General features: G+C 68.1%; 20 protein-coding genes. 8 read left to right on the forward strand and 12 right to left on the reverse strand.

Annotated elements, in window-relative coordinates; all coding sequences use genetic code 11:
• Positions 1-22 precede the first annotated feature (22 nt).
• On the forward strand, positions 23-469 hold the full coding sequence (locus VAR608DRAFT_RS30000; RefSeq protein ID WP_088957385.1) for a universal stress protein: 447 nt from the start codon (positions 23-25) through the stop codon (positions 467-469).
• Positions 470-472: 3 nt separating this feature from the next.
• Here VAR608DRAFT_RS30000 and VAR608DRAFT_RS30005 read toward each other — a convergent pair whose 3' ends face one another.
• Together VAR608DRAFT_RS30005 and VAR608DRAFT_RS30010 are read right to left on the reverse strand one after the other, a co-directional pair.
• Complete coding sequence (locus tag VAR608DRAFT_RS30005; RefSeq protein WP_088959054.1) at positions 473-1,381, reverse strand: hypothetical protein; 909 nt, start codon at positions 1,379-1,381, stop codon at positions 473-475.
• Between the two features lie 47 nt (positions 1,382-1,428).
• Entirely contained in the window at positions 1,429-3,789 is a 2,361-nt protein-coding gene (locus VAR608DRAFT_RS30010; RefSeq protein WP_088957386.1) for a YgiQ family radical SAM protein, read from the reverse strand.
• A 149-nt stretch (positions 3,790-3,938) separates the two neighbouring features.
• On the opposite strand from VAR608DRAFT_RS30010, the gene VAR608DRAFT_RS30015 reads away from it, so the two are divergent.
• Positions 3,939-4,886, forward strand: coding sequence for a bifunctional helix-turn-helix transcriptional regulator/GNAT family N-acetyltransferase (locus tag VAR608DRAFT_RS30015; protein WP_443082900.1), 948 nt, complete (start codon positions 3,939-3,941; stop codon positions 4,884-4,886).
• A gap of 39 nt (positions 4,887-4,925) precedes the next feature.
• Here VAR608DRAFT_RS30015 and VAR608DRAFT_RS30020 read toward each other — a convergent pair whose 3' ends face one another.
• The gene (locus tag VAR608DRAFT_RS30020; RefSeq protein WP_088957388.1) at positions 4,926-6,149 is read right to left on the reverse strand and encodes a DUF3734 domain-containing protein; all 1,224 of its coding nucleotides are present in this window, start codon (positions 6,147-6,149) and stop codon (positions 4,926-4,928) included.
• A 45-nt stretch (positions 6,150-6,194) separates the two neighbouring features.
• On the reverse strand, positions 6,195-6,647 hold the full coding sequence (locus VAR608DRAFT_RS30025) for a CHRD domain-containing protein (protein ID WP_088957389.1): 453 nt from the start codon (positions 6,645-6,647) through the stop codon (positions 6,195-6,197).
• Between the two features lie 105 nt (positions 6,648-6,752).
• Here VAR608DRAFT_RS30025 and VAR608DRAFT_RS30030 point away from each other — a divergent pair, with 105 nt between their 5' ends.
• Positions 6,753-7,298 (forward strand): DUF924 family protein, encoded by a 546-nt coding sequence (locus tag VAR608DRAFT_RS30030; RefSeq protein WP_088957390.1) that lies wholly within the window; start codon positions 6,753-6,755, stop codon positions 7,296-7,298.
• On the opposite strand, the gene VAR608DRAFT_RS30035 is transcribed toward VAR608DRAFT_RS30030, so the two are convergent.
• Complete coding sequence (locus VAR608DRAFT_RS30035; RefSeq protein ID WP_088957391.1) at positions 7,290-8,231, reverse strand: YihY/virulence factor BrkB family protein; 942 nt, start codon at positions 8,229-8,231, stop codon at positions 7,290-7,292. The two genes, VAR608DRAFT_RS30030 and VAR608DRAFT_RS30035, sit on opposite strands and share 9 nt — an antisense overlap.
• 64 nt (positions 8,232-8,295) lie before the next feature.
• Between VAR608DRAFT_RS30035 and VAR608DRAFT_RS30040 the strand changes: the two genes are divergently transcribed.
• From VAR608DRAFT_RS30040 to VAR608DRAFT_RS30055, 4 genes are all read left to right on the forward strand, one after another.
• Positions 8,296-8,886 (forward strand): chromate transporter, encoded by a 591-nt coding sequence (locus tag VAR608DRAFT_RS30040; RefSeq protein WP_088957392.1) that lies wholly within the window; start codon positions 8,296-8,298, stop codon positions 8,884-8,886.
• Positions 8,883-9,482, forward strand: a complete 600-nt coding sequence (locus VAR608DRAFT_RS30045; protein ID WP_088957393.1) for a chromate transporter — start codon at positions 8,883-8,885, stop codon at positions 9,480-9,482. Before VAR608DRAFT_RS30040 ends, VAR608DRAFT_RS30045 begins: the two co-directional genes overlap by 4 nt.
• A 22-nt stretch (positions 9,483-9,504) precedes the next feature.
• Positions 9,505-10,461 (forward strand): aldo/keto reductase, encoded by a 957-nt coding sequence (locus VAR608DRAFT_RS30050; RefSeq protein WP_088957394.1) that lies wholly within the window; start codon positions 9,505-9,507, stop codon positions 10,459-10,461.
• A gap of 69 nt (positions 10,462-10,530) precedes the next feature.
• Positions 10,531-11,007: a DUF3237 domain-containing protein gene (locus VAR608DRAFT_RS30055; RefSeq protein WP_088957395.1), complete on the forward strand. Its 477-nt coding sequence runs from the start codon at positions 10,531-10,533 to the stop codon at positions 11,005-11,007.
• Between the two features lie 5 nt (positions 11,008-11,012).
• Here the strand turns inward: VAR608DRAFT_RS30055 and VAR608DRAFT_RS30060 are convergent, their stop codons facing one another.
• Genes VAR608DRAFT_RS30060 through VAR608DRAFT_RS30070 form a run of 3 tightly spaced genes read right to left on the reverse strand, consistent with a single transcriptional unit; the run spans position 11,013 to position 13,382 of the window.
• On the reverse strand, positions 11,013-11,888 hold the full coding sequence (locus VAR608DRAFT_RS30060; protein ID WP_088957396.1) for an amidohydrolase family protein: 876 nt from the start codon (positions 11,886-11,888) through the stop codon (positions 11,013-11,015).
• 13 nt (positions 11,889-11,901) lie between these two features.
• Positions 11,902-12,648, reverse strand: coding sequence for a 23S rRNA (guanosine(2251)-2'-O)-methyltransferase RlmB (gene rlmB / locus VAR608DRAFT_RS30065; protein WP_088957397.1), 747 nt, complete (start codon positions 12,646-12,648; stop codon positions 11,902-11,904).
• Between the two features lie 20 nt (positions 12,649-12,668).
• On the reverse strand, positions 12,669-13,382 hold the full coding sequence (locus tag VAR608DRAFT_RS30070) for an ABC transporter ATP-binding protein (protein WP_088957398.1): 714 nt from the start codon (positions 13,380-13,382) through the stop codon (positions 12,669-12,671).
• Positions 13,383-13,398: 16 nt separating this feature from the next.
• On the opposite strand from VAR608DRAFT_RS30070, the gene VAR608DRAFT_RS30075 reads away from it, so the two are divergent.
• Entirely contained in the window at positions 13,399-14,034 is a 636-nt protein-coding gene (locus VAR608DRAFT_RS30075) for an arylesterase (RefSeq protein ID WP_231973011.1), read from the forward strand.
• 70 nt (positions 14,035-14,104) lie between these two features.
• On the opposite strand, the gene VAR608DRAFT_RS30080 is transcribed toward VAR608DRAFT_RS30075, so the two are convergent.
• The 4 genes from VAR608DRAFT_RS30080 to VAR608DRAFT_RS30095 form a co-directional block, all read right to left on the reverse strand.
• The gene (locus VAR608DRAFT_RS30080; protein WP_088957399.1) at positions 14,105-14,308 is read right to left on the reverse strand and encodes a hypothetical protein; all 204 of its coding nucleotides are present in this window, start codon (positions 14,306-14,308) and stop codon (positions 14,105-14,107) included.
• Between the two features lie 73 nt (positions 14,309-14,381).
• The gene (locus VAR608DRAFT_RS30085) at positions 14,382-15,578 is read right to left on the reverse strand and encodes a cystathionine beta-lyase (RefSeq protein ID WP_088957400.1); all 1,197 of its coding nucleotides are present in this window, start codon (positions 15,576-15,578) and stop codon (positions 14,382-14,384) included.
• Positions 15,579-15,651: 73 nt separating this feature from the next.
• On the reverse strand, positions 15,652-16,176 hold the full coding sequence (locus VAR608DRAFT_RS30090) for a phosphoribosyltransferase (protein ID WP_088957401.1): 525 nt from the start codon (positions 16,174-16,176) through the stop codon (positions 15,652-15,654).
• A 23-nt stretch (positions 16,177-16,199) separates the two neighbouring features.
• Positions 16,200-17,531, reverse strand: coding sequence for an adenylosuccinate synthase (locus VAR608DRAFT_RS30095; RefSeq protein ID WP_088959056.1), 1,332 nt, complete (start codon positions 17,529-17,531; stop codon positions 16,200-16,202).
• Positions 17,532-17,545: the final 14 nt, after the last annotated feature.

Consider the following 17,545-nt stretch of genomic DNA (forward strand, 5'->3'; position numbering starts at 1 on the left):
CTCCCGCCCGGGGAGCAAGGCCATGTATGAACGCATCCTCGTCGCCACCGACGGCTCCGAGCTGTCCGATCTGGCGGTCAACAGCGCTATCGATCTGGCACTCCTGACGCAGGCGGAACTCATGGTCGTGAAGGTGGTGCATCACTACCCCGCCAGCTACTTCGAAGGCTCCCTGCTGCTGAGCCAGACGGAGGTCTCGCGCCTGCGCGAACAGGCCGACGCCGAGGCGCAGCGCGTGGTCGACGCCGTCAAGGAGAAGGCGGACGGCCGCGGCGTGAAAAGCACGCGCTCCCTCGTGATGCAGGGGGAGCTCATTTCCGAGGCCATCATCGAAGCCGCCCGCGTGCACCACTGCGACCTGATCGTGATGGCCTCGCACGGCCGGCGCGGCATCAAGCGCCTCTTGATGGGCAGCGAGACCCTGCACGTCCTGACGCACTCGCACACGCCGGTGCTGGTGCTGCGCTGAATCTCAACGCGACACGGCATCGCGCTGCCGGTCTTCGCGCTTGACGGCGAGGTAGGTCGCGAGGTCGACCTCGTGCAGCTGGGTCGGGTACTGCTCGACCGACTGGAACCAGATGTGGAGGCGCTTGTCGGCGCGCTCCGGCGGTGGCACGGCGAAGCCGTCGAGGTAGGCGTCGAGCGAGAGGAAGTAGCGCATCGCATTGCGTTCCATCAGCCCGCGCAGCCCACGGATGTAGTCGGGCTGGCCGTCGGAGGTCTTGCCCACCACCGTGAAGCCGACCTTGCTGCTGCCGAAGGTGGCGAGGTAGGCCATGGTGGCGAGGCGGGCGACCATGTTGTGGTCGTAGGCGTAGGCGAAGTGCAGGAAGGTCTGGCGCTCGCCGAGCGGGATCGCTTCGAGCATCACGCGATACTGGCTGGTGCCCATCGGGCCTTCCTCGGCGTAGAGCTCCACCTGCAGGTAGTCGCGCGTCGCATGGACGATGCGGTGGACGAAGCCGAGCTCGAAAGCCTGTTCGATCGGCTTGTCGTAGCGCGGCACCACGCTCAGCGTGAGCTTCTCGCCGTCGGGCGAGCGCATCGCGCGGCAGCGCCGGTTGTTGATGTGCAGGACCAGCATGTCGCACCACTGCGAGGAGCGCTCGAGTGCGCGGCGCACCTCGTCGATCGGGTGGTCGACGATCGCATAGATGTCGCCCTGCAGGCCGCCGTCGGTCTCCGCCGAATCGATGACCACCGCCCGCTTGAGCGGGCTGTGGGCGAGCGGGTCGGCGTATTGGCGATGAAGCTCGCGCATCGCCTGCGCGGAACCCGCTTCGAGCTTCGCCTCTGCCGCGAGCGAGCCGAGCGCCGCAACGCCGAGCAAGAGCCGGACGCCGAGACGGACGAGAAGCGCGGCCAGCGATGCGTTCATGGGCGACACCATACAACGAGGCGGTGTCGCGGTCCGTCAGCGCAGGCCTACCGGCCCTTGCGGATCGGCTTGGCCGGCGCCGGTTTCGCGCGCCCTGCCCCGGTCTCGCGCGGCGGCAGCCCGGTGTGCTGCGTGAGGATGCGTCCCTTGACGGGCTTGACCGTCTTCTGCGCGACCGGCGTCGAGTTCTTGCGGCGCGCGCTCTGGTAGCTGCCGTCGGTCAGCGGCTGCCAGGTCGGGATCAGGTGGTGCTTGCCGTTGCCGATGAGATCGGCGCGGCCCATGGCCTTGAGCGCCTCGCGCAGCAGCGGCCAGTTGTTGGCGTCGTGGTAGCGCAGGAAGGCCTTGTGCAGGCGGCGGCGCTTCTCGCCGCGCACGATGTCCACCGTCTCGCTGTCGCGCGTGATCTTGCGCAGCGGGTTCTTGCTGGAGTGGTACATCGCCGTCGCGGTCGCCATCGGCGACGGGTAGAAGGTCTGAACCTGGTCGGCGCGGAAGCCGTTCTTCTTGAGCCAGAGCGCGAGGTTCATCATGTCCTCGTCGCTGGTGCCCGGATGCGCGGCGATGAAGTACGGGATCAGGTACTGCTTCTTGCCCGCCTCGGCCGAGTACTTCTCGAACATCTGCTTGAACCGGTCGTAGCTGCCGATGCCGGGCTTCATCATCTTGGTGAGCGGGCCCTGCTCGGTGTGCTCGGGCGCGATCTTGAGATAGCCGCCGACGTGGTGCTGCACCAGTTCCTTGACGTATTCGGGCGACTGGACCGCGAGGTCATAGCGCAGGCCCGAGCCGATCAGGATCTTCTTGATGCCCTTGAGCGCACGCGCCCGGCGGTAGATCCTGATGAGCGGGTCGTGGTTGGTGTTGAGGTTCTGGCAGATGCCCGGATACACGCAGCTCGGCTTGCGGCAGGCGGCCTCGATCGCGGGCGACCTGCAGCCGATGCGGTACATGTTGGCGGTCGGCCCGCCGAGGTCGGAGATGGTGCCGGTGAAGCCCTTCACGCTGTCGCGGATGGTCTCGACCTCCTTGATGATCGAGTCTTCGGAGCGGCTCTGGATGATGCGGCCCTCGTGCTCGGTGATCGAGCAGAAGGTGCAGCCGCCGAAGCAGCCGCGCATGATGTTCACGCTGAAGCGGATCATCTCCCACGCCGGGATCCGGGTCTCGCCGTCGTGGCCGCCGTGCGCGTCGGCGTAGCCGGGATGCGGGCTGCGCGCGTACGGCAGGTCGAAGACGTGGTCCATCTCGGCCGTGGTCAGCGGGATCGGCGGCGGGTTGATCCACACGTCGCGCGCGGTGGCGCCTTCGCCGTGCGCCTGGACCAGCGCGCGGGCGTTGCCGGGATTCGTTTCGAGGTGCAGCACGCGGTTGGCGTGCGCATAGAGCACCGCGTCGGCGCGCACCTGCTCGTAGGAAGGCAATCGGATCACCGAGCGGTCGCGCGGCGGCACCTTGACCTTGCCTTTGCCCTGCAGCGCCGGGTTGGGCACGAACCGGATCGGCTGGATCGCCGCATTCGCGACGCTGCCGGCCGCCTCGGCCGCCTCGGCCGCCTCGGCCACGGCCTGCGCCTCCTCTTCGCGCGCGCAGCTCGCGCCGTTGGCCTTGGCCTGCTCGCTGACCATCAGGTAGGGATTGATGTGCGCCTCGACCCGGCCCGGTTCGTCCACCGTGGTGGAGTCGATCTCGAACCAGCCTTCCGGCGTCTCGCGCCGCACGAAGGCGGTGCCGCGCACATCGGTGATCCGGTGCACCGGCTCGCGCGCCGCAAGGCGATGCGCGATCTCGACGATCGCGCGCTCGGCGTTGCCGTAGAGCAGCAGGTCGCACTTCGAATCGACCACGATCGAGCGGCGAACCTTGTCCTGCCAGTAGTCGTAATGCGCGATGCGGCGCAGCGAGCCTTCGATGCCGCCGAGCACGATCGGCACGTCGCTCCAGGCTTCCTTGCAGCGCTGCGAATAGACGATGGCGGCGCGATCCGGCCGCTTGCCCGCGACGTCGCCGGGCGTGTAGGCGTCGTCGCTGCGGATCTTCCGGTCGGCGGTGTAGCGGTTGATCATCGAATCCATGTTGCCGGCGGTCACGCCGAAGAACAGGTTCGGCTTGCCGAGCGCCTTGAACGGGTCGGCGCTGTGCCAGTCGGGCTGCGCAATGATGCCGACGCGGAAGCCCTGCGCCTCGAGCATGCGGCCGATCACCGCCATGCCGAAGCTCGGATGGTCGACGTAGGCGTCGCCGGTGACGACGACGATGTCGCAGCTGTCCCAGCCGAGCGCGTCCATCTCGGCGCGCGAGGTCGGCAGGAACTTGGCCGTGCCGAAGCGGGCCGCCCAGTACTTGCGGTAGCTGGTCAGCGGCTTGGCGGCGCGCGCGAAAAAGGAGACGTCGACGGGGGCGTTCATCGGGGGTGGATTAGGCCGGAGGGCCTCGTGGGCAACCCTCGATTTTAGGGTTTTCCATTGGAACTGTCGCCCCGGAAGGCGATTCCCGTACGCGGCGTCGGGCGGGCAATTTGTTGCTTTTGTCAATCAATCGCTTGACAATGGCAGTCATGGATGCCGCCGCCACCTTCCCGCCGGACGTTTCCGCCGTCAAGGCGATCCGCCAGTTCAACCGCTTCTATACGCGCTGCATCGGCGTGCTCGACCCCTATCTGGGCAGCGATATGTCGCTCACCGACGTCCGCGTGCTGTACGAGCTCGCGCACCGCGAATCGCCGGTCGCCAGCGAGATCGGCAAGGACCTCCAACTGGATGCGGGCTATCTCAGCCGCATCCTCCGCCGCTTCGAGGCGCAGGGCTGGCTGGTGCGCGAGGCGAGCCCCCGCGATGCGCGGCAAAGCCTGCTGCGGCTGACCGAGGCCGGCCATGCCGCCTTCGCGCCGCTGCAGCAGAAGTCGCGCGAGGAAGCCGCCGCCCTGCTCTCGCCGCTTTCGCCGTCGGACCGCGCACAGCTGATCGGCGCCATGGGCACGCTGCAGCGGTTGCTGGCGCCCGCCGCCGCGCCGCCGGCCAAGGCGCAGACCGTCATCCTGCGCGACCCCGCACCCGGCGACATCGGCTGGGTGGTGCAGCAGCACGGCGAGATCTATGCCCGCGAATACGGCTGGAACAGCGAGTTCGAGGCGCTGGTGGCCGACATCGCCGGCCAGTTCCTGCGCAAGTTCCAGCCCGCGTGGGAGCGCTGCTGGATCGCCGAACTCGACGGCGAGCGCGTCGGCGCGATCTTCGTCGTGCGCAAATCGGCGACCACCGCGCAGTTGCGCATGCTGATCCTCACGCCGCAAGCGCGCGGCCTCGGGCTCGGCGGCCGGCTCACGGACGAGTGCATCACCTTCGCGCGCAGCAAGGGCTACAGGAAGATGGTGCTGTGGACCAACAGCTGCCTCACCGCGGCGCGCGCGATCTACGCGGCGCGCGGCTTCAGGCTCGTGAAGTCCGAGCCCTACGAGGGCTTCGGCCGGCAGCTGGTCGGCGAGACCTGGGAATTGAGGCTTTGAGCGTCAATCCGCCGAGATCCTCCGCTTGTAGGTCCGTTCTCATTGCGCAGCGGGGATGTGCGGCAGGTTCATCGGCCGGCGCACGCGCCGCGCGTTCGGCTCGGTCAGGTCGAAGGTGGTGACGCCGTTGGTCTGCGACGCGCTGACCAGCCAATCCGGATGGTCGAGCGTGTTGCGGATGTCGCGCAGGCCGGCGTCCCAGTGCTCGTCGACCGAAGCGCGCGAGAACTCGTAGTCCTTGGATTCGAGCTCGTAGGGCTTGTCGCGGTAGATCAGGTGCACGATCTCGATCGGCTTGTGCGAGAGCGCGGCGCACACCGAGGTCACGCTCGGGTCGTCGCGCAGGCCCGGCGGCAGCTTGGTCAGCAGGTCCGCGAGCGCCTGCTGCAGGTTCATGTTCGAGGCCAGCGCGTCTGTGTTCATCCGGGTGCGGCTCGAATAGGTGATGTCCTTTTGCCGCTCCAGGGTCTCGGCAAGCGTGCGCGGCATGATGCCGTGCGCGCTGAACAGGTCGACCTGCAGCACCATCAGCGGCTCGCTGCGCGGATGCGCGTCGAGCACGTACTGCAGCGGCGTGTTCGAGACGATGCCGCCGTCCCAGTAGTCCTCGCCGTCGATGTGCACCGGAGCGAAGCCCGGCGGCAGCGCGCCGCTGGCCATGATGTGCTCCGGGCCGATGCGCTGCGTGCGGTTGTCGAAGTAGATCGAGTTGCCGGTGCGCACGTTGACCGCGCCGACGCTGAAGCGCACGCTGTCATGGTTGATGCGGTCGAAATCCACCAGCCGCTCCAGCGTCGACTTGAGCGGCGCGGTGTCGTAGTAGCTGAGCAGCGGCGCGGCCCCGCCAAGAAGCAGCGAGGGCGAGCGTCGCGGCTCGAAGAAGCCCGGCACGCCGAACACCGCCGCCGAGGTCGCGCTCCACTGGTTGAACGAGGACCGGTCGAAGGCCCACCATGCGGGCACGCGCTGCGCCGGGCCGGAGGACACCAGGTCCCAGAATTCGCGCAGCCGCTGCACCCGCATCTCGGGCGCATTGCCGGCGATCAGCGCGGCGTTGATCGCGCCGATCGACACGCCGGCGACCCAGTCGAGCGACCTGTGGCGCTCGAAGACGCCCGCGTAGACCCCGGCCTGGTACGCACCGAGCGCGCCGCCGCCCTGAAGGACGAGCGCCTTCTTGACGGCGGCGAAGTCGAAGCTGGAACCGGGACGGACGGAATCGGAGGAGGATGCGGAGGAAGAGGAATTTTTCTTCGTGGCCATGGCGCCATTGGACACCAGAGCGGCCGCCCTCCGCCTCCCGCGGTGCTACATCTTCGGCAGCATCTGCCCCCGGATCTCGCCGTTCGGGTTCGCGGCGGTGTGGACGTTGGCGTACCAGCGGCCAGCCATCAGGTCGGCCGCCTGCGCGGGCGTGAGCGTCGCCGTGCCCTCGATCGGGCTCGAGGCACTGTTGAAGGGCAGCACGATGGCCGCGTTCACGCCGGCCGCGGCCGGTCCGTGGAAGTGGGCGCCGGTGGCCGGGCCGCTCAGGCCGTCATAGGTGACCTTGTACTTGAGGACGTTGGTCTCCTTGTTCAGCGTCGCCTCGGCCATGCCGCTGCCGCGCGTCATGTTGGGAGGCACTTCGCTGGCCGCGTTCATGGCGCCGCTGAAGGCCACCGTGTTGGATCTGGACATCATCCCGCAGCCTGCGAGGGCGGTGGCCGCGATGCCGGTCACCACGAGCATGCGAAGGGGGAAGCCATAGCGTCGTGTCATGTGCGATCTCCTTGGTTGACGAGCGGCCAGCATAGGAAGCATCGGGAGCGCGCGCTGTCGGCCATCGACCCGAATTCGATGCCGCAATGGCATGATTCGTGCCCCATGAACGAACTCCCCACCGCCCGGGACGTCGTGCGCTTCTGGCACGAAGCGGGCCCTCGCCGCTGGTTCGACAAGAACGACGCCTTCGATGCCGAGTTCAAGTCGCGCTTCGAGCCCGCGCACCATGCCGCCGCGACCGGCACGCTCGACGGCTGGGCCGCCGATGCCGAAGGCGCGCTCGCGCTGCTGGTACTGCTCGACCAGTTCCCGCGCAATGCGTGGCGCGGCAGCGGCCACATGTTCGCCACCGACGGCAAGGCGCTGGCGATCGCGCGCGCCGCGATCGACGCCGGGCACGACCGGCAGGTCGATCCGCAGCTGCGGCCGTTCTTCTACCTGCCCTTCATGCATTCGGAGTCGCTGGCCGACCAGGAGCGCTCGGTCGCGCTCAATGCCGCGCTCGACGCCAACACGCAGCGCTTCGCGGTGCTGCATCGCGACCTCATCGCGCGCTTCGGACGTTTTCCGCATCGCAACAGGGTGCTCGGGCGAAGCACGACGCCCGAGGAGCAGGCCTACCTCGACGGCGGCGGCTTCTCAGGCTGACCGGGAGGCCTCGCCCTCGTTGCCTGCGCCGTCGGCCCCGTCAGCGCGCATCGGCGAGCGCTCGGCACCGGGGCGCGGGCGCCCCTTGAACGAGCCGTACTCGTGCGCGTAGATCCACGTGAACTCCACGCCGAGCAGGAAGATCTGCGCCGAGTAGTACACCCACACCAGCACCACCACCAGCGACCCCGCCGCGCCATAGCCCGATGCCACGCCGGTCTTGCCGATGTACAGGCCGATCAGGTACTTGCCGATGATGAACAGCACCGCCGTGACCGCAGCGCCGATCCACACGTCGCGCCATTGCACGCTCACGCGCGGCATGATCTTGAAGATCATCGCGAAGCCCACGGTCACGATCGCGAAGCCGAAGGCGGAATTCACGTTCTGCGCCAGGTGCGCCCAGCCGCCGAAGTACGGCGCCCACCATTCGCCGAGTGCGGCGAGGGCCGCATTGATGATGAGCGAGACGATCAGCAGGAAGCCGATGCCCATGATCATGCTGAACGACAGCAGCCGCGTACGCACCAGGTTCAGCAGCCCGTTGGTGTCGTCGCGTGCGGGTGCGCGCCAGATGCGGTCGAAGGCGTCCTGCAACTCGCCGAAGACCGTGGTCGCGCCGACGATCAGGAGCCCGATGCCGGCCACCGTCGCGACGACACCCTGCGCGGGCCGGTTCAGATGCTCCAGCATCACCTGCACCGCACGCGCGCCGTCTGCGCCCATGAGGCCCGAGATCTGCTGCATGATCTCGCCGCGCGCCTCGTCGCGGCCGAACACCAGCCCCACCACCGAGATCACGATCAGGATCAGCGGCGCGAGCGAGAACACCGTGTAGTAGGCCAGTGCCGCCCCCATGCTCTGGGCGTAGTCCGCCCGCCACGACTCGAAGGACTGCCTGCAGAGGTCGAAAAGCGCGCGTAGGGCTTTCATGCGCGCAGTGTCGCAGCCTTTGGCGGCCAGCGCGCCGCGAAACCGCCGCGCATAATCGCCGGCGATGCACCAGGCCCTCCACTCTGCGGCACCGGCGAGCGACCGGCCGCACCCCCAGTCCATTCGCGACCTTTTCTTTTCCTTCACCTGGCTGGCCCTGCAGGGCTTCGGCGGCGTGCTGGCCGTCGTGCAGCGCGAGATGGTCGAGAAGAGGCGCTGGCTCACCGCGGACGAATTCCTCGAGGACTGGGCGGTGGCCCAGGTGCTGCCGGGTCCGAACGTGATCAACCTCGCGCTCATGATCGGCGATCGCCACTTCGGCCTTCGCGGCGCGATCGCGGCGGTGGCGGGCATGCTGACGGTGCCGCTGGGCGTGATCCTCGTGCTCGCGGTGCTCTATGCCCACTACGCCGGCAATCCGCAAGTGGCGGGCGCGCTGCGCGGCATGGGCGCGGTGGCCGGCGGGCTGATCGCGGCGACCGGCATCAAGCTGATCCCCGCGCTGCGAAGGCATCCGCTGGGCTTCGCGGCGTGCACCGGCATCGTGGCGCTGGTGTTCGCGGCCATCGCCTTCGCGCGCGTGCCGCTCGGCTGGGTCCTGATCGTGGTGGGCGGCACGGCCTGCGTGTGGACGTGGTGGAGGCTCGACACATGAGCATCACGATGCACTGGCATGACTGGCTGGCCCTTTTCGGGCAGTACATGCTGCTCTCGCTGCTCTCCATCAGCGGCGCGATCACCACGGTGCCCGACATGCACCGCTACCTGGTCGCGCAGCACGGCTGGCTCACGGACGCGCAGTTCAGCTCGTCGGTGGCGATCGCGCAGGCGGCCCCGGGCCCGAACGTGCTGTTCGTCGCATTGATGGGCTGGAACGTCGGGCTTAATGCCGGCGGCGGCATCGGCGCCGGCCCGCACGCATGGCTGACGGGCCTGCTCGGGCTCGCGGCAACGATGGTCGGCATCATGCTGCCGAGCACCACCCTCACCTACTTCGCGACGCGATGGGGCCACCGCAATCGCACCAGGCGCGGCGTGCGCGCCTTCAAGCAGGGCATGGCGCCCGTGGTGGTGGGCCTCTTGATCGCCACCGGCTGGGTGCTGGCATCGGGTAACCATTCGGGCAACGCGCCCGCCTGGCATCTGTGGCTGCTGACCGGCGTCGCCGCCTTTATCGTGTGGCGCACCCGCATCCATCTTCTGTGGCTCCTGGGCGCCGGGGCCCTGCTCGGCGCTGTGGGCCTTGTCTGAAACTTCGTCAAGGAATCGATCCATGCAACTTCGCACCCTCGGCCGCTCCGACCTGCAGGTTTCCCCGCTCGCCTTCGGCGGCAACGTCTTCGGCTGGACGGCCGACGAAGCCATGTCCTTCCGCCTGCTCGATGCCTGGGTGGATGCGGGCTTCAACTTCGTGGACACCGCCGACGTGTATTCGCGCTGGGTCCCCGGCCACACCGGCGGCGAGTCCGAGACCCTGATCGGCAAGTGGCTCAGGCAGACCGGCAAGCGCAACCGCATCGTGCTCGCGACCAAGCTCGGCAAGCCGATGGGCGATGGCAAGCAGGGCCTCTCCCCGGCCTACATCCGCGAGGCGGTGGATGCGTCGCTGCGCCGGCTGAAATGCGACCACATCGATCTCTACCAATCGCACGACGACGATCCGGACACGCCGCTCGCGGACACGGCAGAAGCCTTTGCGGAACTCATCAGGGTTGGCAAGGTGCGCGCGATCGGCGCTTCGAACTTCAGCGCGCCCCGGCTCCAGGAAGCGCTCGACGTTGCCGAGAAGCAGCGGCTGCCGCGCTACGAGAGCCTGCAGCCGCTCTACAACCTGTACGACCGCGCCGTGTTCGAAAAGGACCTGGAGGCGCTTTGCAAGGAGCGCGGCGTCGGCGTGATCAACTTCTACGCGCTGGCGGCGGGCTTCCTCACGGGCAAGTACCGCACCGAGGCCGACGCGGCCAAGAGCGCGCGCGGCGCGAGCACGACCAAGAAGTACCTCAATCCGCGCGGGCTGCGCATCCTCGATGCGCTCGACAAGGCGGCGAAGGCGATCGGCGCCAAGCCAGGGCAGATCGCGCTGGCCTGGCAGATCGCCCGGCCAGCGGTCACGGCGCCGATCGCCAGCGCCACCTCGATCGGACAGCTCGACGAGCTGGTCGCCGCGGCGCAGCTCGAGCTCGACGCCGAAATCATCGCGATGCTCGACAAGGCCAGCGCGGAAGAGTGAGCGGATGAGCCCCCGCCCGGCCGTTCCGAAGGGGGCTCGCACCGCAGTGCGAAGCACGGAGGTTACCTAATGACCACCGTCGACCCGCTCGCCCCGCCCTCGCTCGACCACTTCGCCGACCTCGAGGTCGAAGTCGCCACGCCGCAGGTGCTCGGCCAAGGCGCGCGCGGCATGCGCCGGCTGGTGCCGATCACCGGCGGCCGCGCCCGCGGCAACGGCTGGACCGCGCGCGTGCTGCCGGGCGGCACCGACTTCCAGCTCATCGTGAGCGACACGCTGTCCGAGCTCGACGCCCGCTACGGGCTGGAGACCGATGCCGGCGACCTGATCTACGTGCAGAACCACGCGGTGCGCGCCGCGCCGGCCGATGTGATGGCCAAGCTGCTGCGCGGCGAGCCGGTCGATCCGGCGCAGGTCTATTTCCGCTGCCATCCGCGCTTCGAGACCTCGTCGAAGGCGCTGGGCTGGATCAACGACCGCATGTTCGTCGGCGTCGGCGTCCGGCATCCCGCGCAGGTGGTGATGCGCTTCTTCGCGCTGCTGTAGCCCTCTTACGAAGCGGCGAAGCGGTAGAAGCGCTGCGGGTTGTGCACCAGCAGTTGCTCGCGCAGCGCGGCATCGGGTGCGATCCGTTCCAGCGCATCCACCAGCACGCCGTCGTCCGGCACATGATCGTGCAGTGGGTGCGGCCAGTCGGTGCCCCAGAAGCAGCGCTCCGGATACTCCCGCAGCAAGCGCTGCGCGACCGCGATGCCGGCGCGGTAACCATCGCGGCCCGCATCGCGCGTGATGCGGTCGATGCCGCTGAGCTTCACGCGGAACAGCGGGTTCTTCATGAGCGCCAGAAGCGCAACGAAGTCGGGATGGTCCAGCCCCTGGGCGGCATCGACCCGCGCCATGTGATCGACCACGACCGGGACCGCGCTCCGGCTCAGCGGCGACGCGAGTTCGTGGATCAGGCCACGTTCGAAATGCACCTGCAGGTGCATGCGAAGCGGCTCGAGGCGCCGCGCGAAGGCGACCACGCGATCCACGTCGAAGGCCGGGTTGGGCGCCTGCGTGAAATTGAAGCGAACGCCGCGAAAGCCCGCGCCCGCGAGGCGCGCAAGCTCTTCATCGCTCACATCGAGCGGCAGCAGCGCGACGCCCAGGTAGTTGCCGCCGCCCGCGGCGATCGCGTCCTCGACCACCCGGTTGTCGAGCCCGTGGCAGAGCGACTGGACGATGACGCAGCGATCGATGCCCAGTTGGCGATGCAACGCGAAGAGCGCTTCCTTCGGTGCATCGGCCGGGGTGAAGCCGCGGTCTTGCGCGAAGGGGAAACGGGCGGCCGGCCCGAACACATGCACGTGCGCGTCGCACGCGCCCGCCGGCAGGCGCAGCCGCGGCGCCGAGGGATTCGGGTCGTAGGTCAGGGCAGGCGCCATCGGCGGGGCGGCCTCAGGCCAGCCGCTGGCGCATGGCTTCGTAGAGACACACACCGCTCGCGACCGAGACGTTGAGGCTCTCGACCGCCCCCGCCATCGGGATGCTCACCAGTTCGTCGCAGGTCTTGCGCGTGAGCTGGCGCATGCCCTCGCCTTCGGCGCCCAGCACCAGCGCGAGCGGGCGCTTGAGGTCGCACTGGTAGAGCGTGCCCGGCGCATCGTCGCTGGTGCCGACGCACCAGATGTTGCGTTCCTTGAGCTCACCCAGCGTACGCGCGAGGTTGGTGACCATGAAATACGGCATCGTCTCGGCCGCGCCGCTCGCCACCTTGGCGACGGTGGCATTGATGCCGGCCGCGTGGTCCTTGGGCGCGATGACCGCGTGCGCGCCTGCGCCATCCGCCACGCGCAGGCAGGCGCCGAGGTTGTGCGGATCGGTCACGCCGTCGAGCACCAGCAGCAAGGGCATGGTGCCGGCGCTTTCGAGGCCTTCGAGCAGTTCGTCGAGCGAATGGGTCTGGCGGATCGGCTCGACCCGGGCAGCCACGCCCTGGTGGCCGTGGCTGCCGGCGAGCTTCGACAGGCGCAGGCCGTCGGCCTCGATCAGCCGGACCCCGGCCTCCTGCGCGCGTGCGATGAACTGCCGCATGCGCGCATCGCGCCGGCTGGCATCGAAGAGCACCTCGATGACGGATTTCGGCGCGGTCTTGATGCGCACGCCCACGGCGTGGAAGCCGAAGATCACTTTGGGGGAAGACATTGGGCGATTATCGCGAGCGCTCAGGCGCTGCGGTCCTCGGCGGCCACCCGGCCCGCCTCGATCGTGATCCGCCGGTCGCAGCGTGCCGCGATGCCGCGGTCGTGCGTGACCAGCACGAGCGTGGTGCCGAGCTCGCGATTGAGATCGAACATCAGTTCCATCACCTGCTCGCCGGTCGCGAAGTCGAGGCTGCCGGTCGGCTCGTCCGCCAGCAGCAGCGCCGGCTGCACCACGAAGGCGCGCGCGAGCGCCACGCGCTGCTGCTCGCCGCCCGACAGCACCTTGGGGTAATGGCCGAGCCGCTGGCCGAGCCCGACACGCTCGAGCATTTCGGTCGCCGCCCGGCGCGCGTCCTTGCGATCGGCCAGTTCGAGTGGCAGCATCACGTTTTCGAGCGCGCTCAGGTTGCCGAGCAGCTGGAAACTCTGGAACACGAAGCCGACCTTCTGCGCGCGCAGGGCCGCACGTTCGTCTTCGTCGATGGCGAACAGGTCCTCCCCGGCCAGCTTCACGGTGCCGCGGGTGGGCGTGTCCAGGCCCGCGACGATCGACAGCAGCGTGCTTTTCCCCGACCCCGATGCGCCGACGATCGCGGCGGTCTCCTTGGCGCCCAGCGTGAAGTCGATGTCACGCAGAATGTCCAGCGTTCCGGTGGAATCCGTGACGGACTTGAAGACATGCTCGACGGCAACGATGGCTGCTGCGGACGAGCCACCCGATTGGATTGAGGACATTGAAAGGTATCGCGTAGTGAATCGACGTCACTTTATCTTGAGCGGCGCGGCGGCAGGGTTTTCGATTTCCGCCCTGGCCGCCACGGACAAGCCGCCCGTGATCCTGGTGCTCGGCGACTCCCTGTCCGCCGAATACGGGCTCCGGCGCGGCGATGGCTGGGTGCCCCTGCTCGAGAAGCGCCTCGCGGAACAGAAGATCCCGGCGAGGGTGGTCAACGCGAGCATCAGCGGCGACACCTCCGCAGGTGGTCGTTCGCGCCTGCCCGGGCTGCTTGCCCAGCACCAGCCGACGCACGTGGTGCTCGAGCTGGGCGCCAACGACGCGCTGCGCGGCCTGTCGCTCACCAGCACCGAGGACAACCTGCTCCAGATGGCCAAGGCGGCGCAGGCCGCGGGCGCCCAGGTGCTGATCGTCGGCATCCAGGTGCCGCCCAACTACGGCAGCGACTACACGCGGCGCTTCGAGGCGATCTTTCCCAAGGTGGCCGGCGCGGCCAAGGCGCCGGTGGTGCCCTTCCTGCTGAAAGGGGTGGCGGACAGCCCCGACGCGGCGATGCTCTTCCAGGCCGATCGCATCCACCCCACCGCGGCCGCGCAGCCGCGCATGCTCGACAACGTCTGGCCGCCGCTGCGCAAGATGCTGCCCAAGTGACCCCGATAAGCAATAAAGCCGCTGCGGCCTCGCGCCGCAGCGGCTTTATTGCTGATTGAAACGGGCCGACTCAGCCGTTCTTGGTGGGCAGGTTGGGAATGGTCGGCGGATCGTGTTCGAGCGAAGCCACGTCGGTTTCCGGGTCACCCGGCGCGAGCCCGTCACTGCTGGGCACGAGCTTGCGCTGTGCCTTCTCTCTGGCCTTGTCTTCCTTTTTCTTCTTCTTCGCCAGTTCCCTCTGTCGCTTCTCATAGCCGTAGTTGGGTGTTGCCACAGGCTGCTCCTTCAAACGCCAGGCAGGCACGGTGCCTGCACTTCGTCGCACTGTACGCGATATCGGTCCGCCTTCAGAGTGCCGCGAGCGCCTGTTCGAGGTCGGCGCGCAGATCGTCCACGTCCTCCAGGCCGACCGAGAAGCGCACCAGCGTGCCCTTGTGCGGCCAGGGCGCGACGCTGGGGTCGCGCATGAGGCCGATGTCGTAGGGTACGACCAGGCTGATCGGGCCGCCCCACGAGTAGCCAAGCTTGAAAAGAGACAGGCTGTCGCAAAAGCGGTCGACCTGCTCGGTGCCGTAGCGCGCATCGAGGACCACCGAGAACAGTCCGGCGGCCAGGTCGGTGGCGCCGCAGAGGCGCAGCCAGTTGGAATGCCCCGGCGAGCCCTCCAGCGCGGGATGGAGCACCTGCGCGATCTCGGCGCGGTCCTGCAGCCACAGGGCCAGTTCGCGCGCGCTGCGGTCGTGCGCCGCGTAGCGCAGGGCGATGCTGGGCAGGGATCGCAGCACCGTCTCCACATCGCCCACGCCGATCCCCCAGCCCATGCGCATGTGGGTGAGCTTGATCGCGCGATGCAGGCGCTCGTCGCGCGTGGTCACGCTGCCCATCAGCACGTCGCCGCCACCGCTCGGGTACTTGGTCAGCGCCTGGACCGAGATGTCGACGCCCTGCCCGCTGCCGTTGAAGTCGAACGGCGCGAAGGCCAGGCCCGCGCCCCAGGTGTTGTCGAGCGCAACGATGACCCCGCGCGTGCGGCAGACCTTGGCGAGCGCCGGCAGGTCCGGAAACTCCATCGTGACCGAGCCCGCCGCCTCGACCCAGACCAGCTTGGTGCGATCGGAGATCTTGGCCGCGAGATCCGCCGGATTCATCGCGTCGTACAGCCGGTGGGTGATGCCGAAATTGGCGAGCTCGCCGTTCGCCAGCGCCTTGTTCGGGCCGTAGGCGTTGTCGGGGATCAGGACTTCGTCGCCGGTCTTCAAGAGCGCGAAGGACACCAGCGAGATGGCGGCCAGGCCGCTGGGGACCAGCAGGCATTCGGCGCCGCCCTCGAGCGTGGCGAGCCGCTCCTCGAGCGTGAAGGTGGTCGGTGTGCCGTGAAGGCCGTAGGTGTATCCCGCCTTGGTCTTCCAGTCCCGCGCGCGCATGGCGGCCACGTCGGCGAAGAACACGGTCGATGCCTTGTACACGCCCACCTGGGGCGAGCCGAACTTCGCGGGAGGCACATAAGGATGGTGGATCAGGTCGGTGATGGGCTTCGTGGGCATACTGGAATGTTACCCACCCCCGTTGCTTGCCCACTTCGAGCCACACGAAGTGGGCAAGGCTGGTGGCGAGCTGCTACACCGACCACTTTTCCACGAGCTTTTCCGCGCCCAGGGAGTCGTAGCCCTCGAAGGGCTGGTGGATCCACGGATTCGTCGGCAGGAACTCGACGGAATAGTCGGGCGTGAAAGTCGACAGCGCCTTGGTCCAGAGCACCGCGCTGCGCAGCTCGCTGATCGGCTTGTAGCTGCTCTTGAGCATCTCGACCACCGCGTGCAGCGTGTGGCCCGAATCCGCGAGGTCATCGACCAGCAGCACCCGGCCCGCGATCTCGCCCTTGGGCGTGGTGATGTAGCGCGCGATGTCCAGGTGTCCCTGCACCGTGCCGGCGTCCGCCCGGTAGGAGCTGGTCGACATGATCGCCAGGGGCTTGTCGAAGATGCGCGAGAGAACGTCGCCGGGCCGCATGCCGCCGCGCGCCAGGCACAGGATGGTGTCGAACTGCCAGCCCGACTGGTACACCTTGATCGCGAGCTTCTCGATCAGGTTGTGGTACTCGTCGTAGCTTACGTAGAGGTGCTTGCCGTCTTCGGTCAACATGAAGGATCGTCTCCTGCGGTGGGTCAGTCTGCGAGATAGGGGTGGCGCATCATGATCGTGTGATCACGGTCGGGGCTGGTCGAGACCATGTGGATCGGCACGCCAGTGACCTGTTCGATGCGTTGCAGGTAGAGCCGCGCGTTGACCGGCAGCTTCTCGTATTGCGTGACGCCCACGGTGCTTTCGCTCCAGCCTTCGAGCGTCTCGTAGACCGGCGTGCAGCGCTCGATCTCGTCCGCGCCCATGGGCAGGATGTCGGTGTATTCGCCGTCGAGCATGTAGCCCGTGCAGAGCTTGAGTTCCTTCAGGCCGTCGAGCACGTCGAGCTTGGTGATGCACAGGCCGGAGAGCCCGTTGACCTGGGCCGAGCGCTTGAGCAGCGCCGCATCGAACCAGCCGCAGCGGCGGCTGCGCCCGGTGGTCACGCCCTTCTCGGCGCCCACGGTGCTCAGGTGGTAGCCGACCGTGCCGGGCTTTTCCCAGTCGAGCTCGGTCGGGAACGGACCGCCGCCGACGCGCGTGCAGTAGGCCTTGGTGATGCCCAGGATGTAGTGCAAGAGGCCCGGCCCGACGCCGGACCCGGCTGCGGCATTGCCCGCCACGCAGTTGCTTGAGGTGACATACGGGTACGTGCCGTGGTCCACGTCGAGCAGCGTTCCCTGCGCGCCTTCGAACAGCAGATTGGCGCCGTCGCGATGGGCGTCGTTGAGCTCGCGCGACACGTCGGCCATCATGGGCTTCAGAAGTTCGGCGTGGCGCATGGCTTCGTCGTAGACGGCATCGAACCCGATCGGTGACGCGCCCAGCACCTCCGTGAGCACGTGGTTGTGCAGTTCGAGCAGGATCTTGAGCTTGCTCGCGAAACGCTCGGGATGCTTCAGGTCCTGCACCCTGAGCGCACGGCGGGCGATCTTGTCTTCATAGGCCGGGCCGATGCCGCGGCCGGTGGTGCCGATCTTCTCGATGCCGCCCTTTTCGCGGTACGCCTCGCGCGCGATGTCGAGCGCCGCATGGAAAGGCAGGATCAGCGGGCAGGCCTCGCTGATGCGAAGGCGCGAGCGGACCTCGACACCGGCTTTCTCCAGACCCTCTATCTCCTCGAACAGCTTGGCCGCCGACAGCACCACGCCATTGCCGATGTAGCACTTGACGCCCGGCCGCATGATGCCGCTCGGGATCAGGTGCAGTGCCGTCTTCACGCCGTTGATGACCAGCGTGTGGCCCGCGTTGTGGCCGCCCTGGAATCGCACGACCCCCTGCGCGCTCTCGGTCAGCCAGTCGACCAACTTGCCCTTGCCCTCGTCGCCCCATTGGGTGCCGACGACGACCACGTTTCTTCCGGTGGTTACGCTCATGATGTTTCGCTTCA

It is taken from the genome of Variovorax sp. HW608 (genome assembly GCF_900090195.1).
Taxonomy (GTDB): domain Bacteria; phylum Pseudomonadota; class Gammaproteobacteria; order Burkholderiales; family Burkholderiaceae_C; genus Variovorax.

Excerpts from the sequence above, each read along its gene's own strand:
- rlmB (WP_088957397.1), bottom strand. The coding sequence starts at position 12,648 with ATGTCTTCCCCCAAAGTGATCTTCGGCTTCCACGCCGTGGGCGTGCGC.
- VAR608DRAFT_RS30045 (WP_088957393.1), top strand. The coding sequence starts at position 8,883 with ATGAGCATCACGATGCACTGGCATGACTGGCTGGCCCTTTTCGGGCAG.
- VAR608DRAFT_RS30050 (WP_088957394.1), top strand. The coding sequence starts at position 9,505 with ATGCAACTTCGCACCCTCGGCCGCTCCGACCTGCAGGTTTCCCCGCTC.
- VAR608DRAFT_RS30035 (WP_088957391.1), bottom strand. The coding sequence starts at position 8,231 with ATGAAAGCCCTACGCGCGCTTTTCGACCTCTGCAGGCAGTCCTTCGAG.
- VAR608DRAFT_RS30060 (WP_088957396.1), bottom strand. The coding sequence starts at position 11,888 with ATGGCGCCTGCCCTGACCTACGACCCGAATCCCTCGGCGCCGCGGCTG.
- VAR608DRAFT_RS30090 (WP_088957401.1), bottom strand. The coding sequence starts at position 16,176 with ATGTTGACCGAAGACGGCAAGCACCTCTACGTAAGCTACGACGAGTAC.
- VAR608DRAFT_RS30070 (WP_088957398.1), bottom strand. The coding sequence starts at position 13,382 with ATGTCCTCAATCCAATCGGGTGGCTCGTCCGCAGCAGCCATCGTTGCC.
- VAR608DRAFT_RS30030 (WP_088957390.1), top strand. The coding sequence starts at position 6,753 with ATGAACGAACTCCCCACCGCCCGGGACGTCGTGCGCTTCTGGCACGAA.
- VAR608DRAFT_RS30005 (WP_088959054.1), bottom strand. The coding sequence starts at position 1,381 with ATGAACGCATCGCTGGCCGCGCTTCTCGTCCGTCTCGGCGTCCGGCTC.
- VAR608DRAFT_RS30040 (WP_088957392.1), top strand. The coding sequence starts at position 8,296 with ATGCACCAGGCCCTCCACTCTGCGGCACCGGCGAGCGACCGGCCGCAC.
- VAR608DRAFT_RS30025 (WP_088957389.1), bottom strand. The coding sequence starts at position 6,647 with ATGACACGACGCTATGGCTTCCCCCTTCGCATGCTCGTGGTGACCGGC.
- VAR608DRAFT_RS30015 (WP_443082900.1), top strand. The coding sequence starts at position 3,939 with ATGGATGCCGCCGCCACCTTCCCGCCGGACGTTTCCGCCGTCAAGGCG.
- VAR608DRAFT_RS30010 (WP_088957386.1), bottom strand. The coding sequence starts at position 3,789 with ATGAACGCCCCCGTCGACGTCTCCTTTTTCGCGCGCGCCGCCAAGCCG.
- VAR608DRAFT_RS30000 (WP_088957385.1), top strand. The coding sequence starts at position 23 with ATGTATGAACGCATCCTCGTCGCCACCGACGGCTCCGAGCTGTCCGAT.
- VAR608DRAFT_RS30020 (WP_088957388.1), bottom strand. The coding sequence starts at position 6,149 with ATGGCCACGAAGAAAAATTCCTCTTCCTCCGCATCCTCCTCCGATTCC.
- VAR608DRAFT_RS30055 (WP_088957395.1), top strand. The coding sequence starts at position 10,531 with ATGACCACCGTCGACCCGCTCGCCCCGCCCTCGCTCGACCACTTCGCC.
- VAR608DRAFT_RS30095 (WP_088959056.1), bottom strand. The coding sequence starts at position 17,531 with ATGAGCGTAACCACCGGAAGAAACGTGGTCGTCGTCGGCACCCAATGG.
- VAR608DRAFT_RS30085 (WP_088957400.1), bottom strand. The coding sequence starts at position 15,578 with ATGCCCACGAAGCCCATCACCGACCTGATCCACCATCCTTATGTGCCT.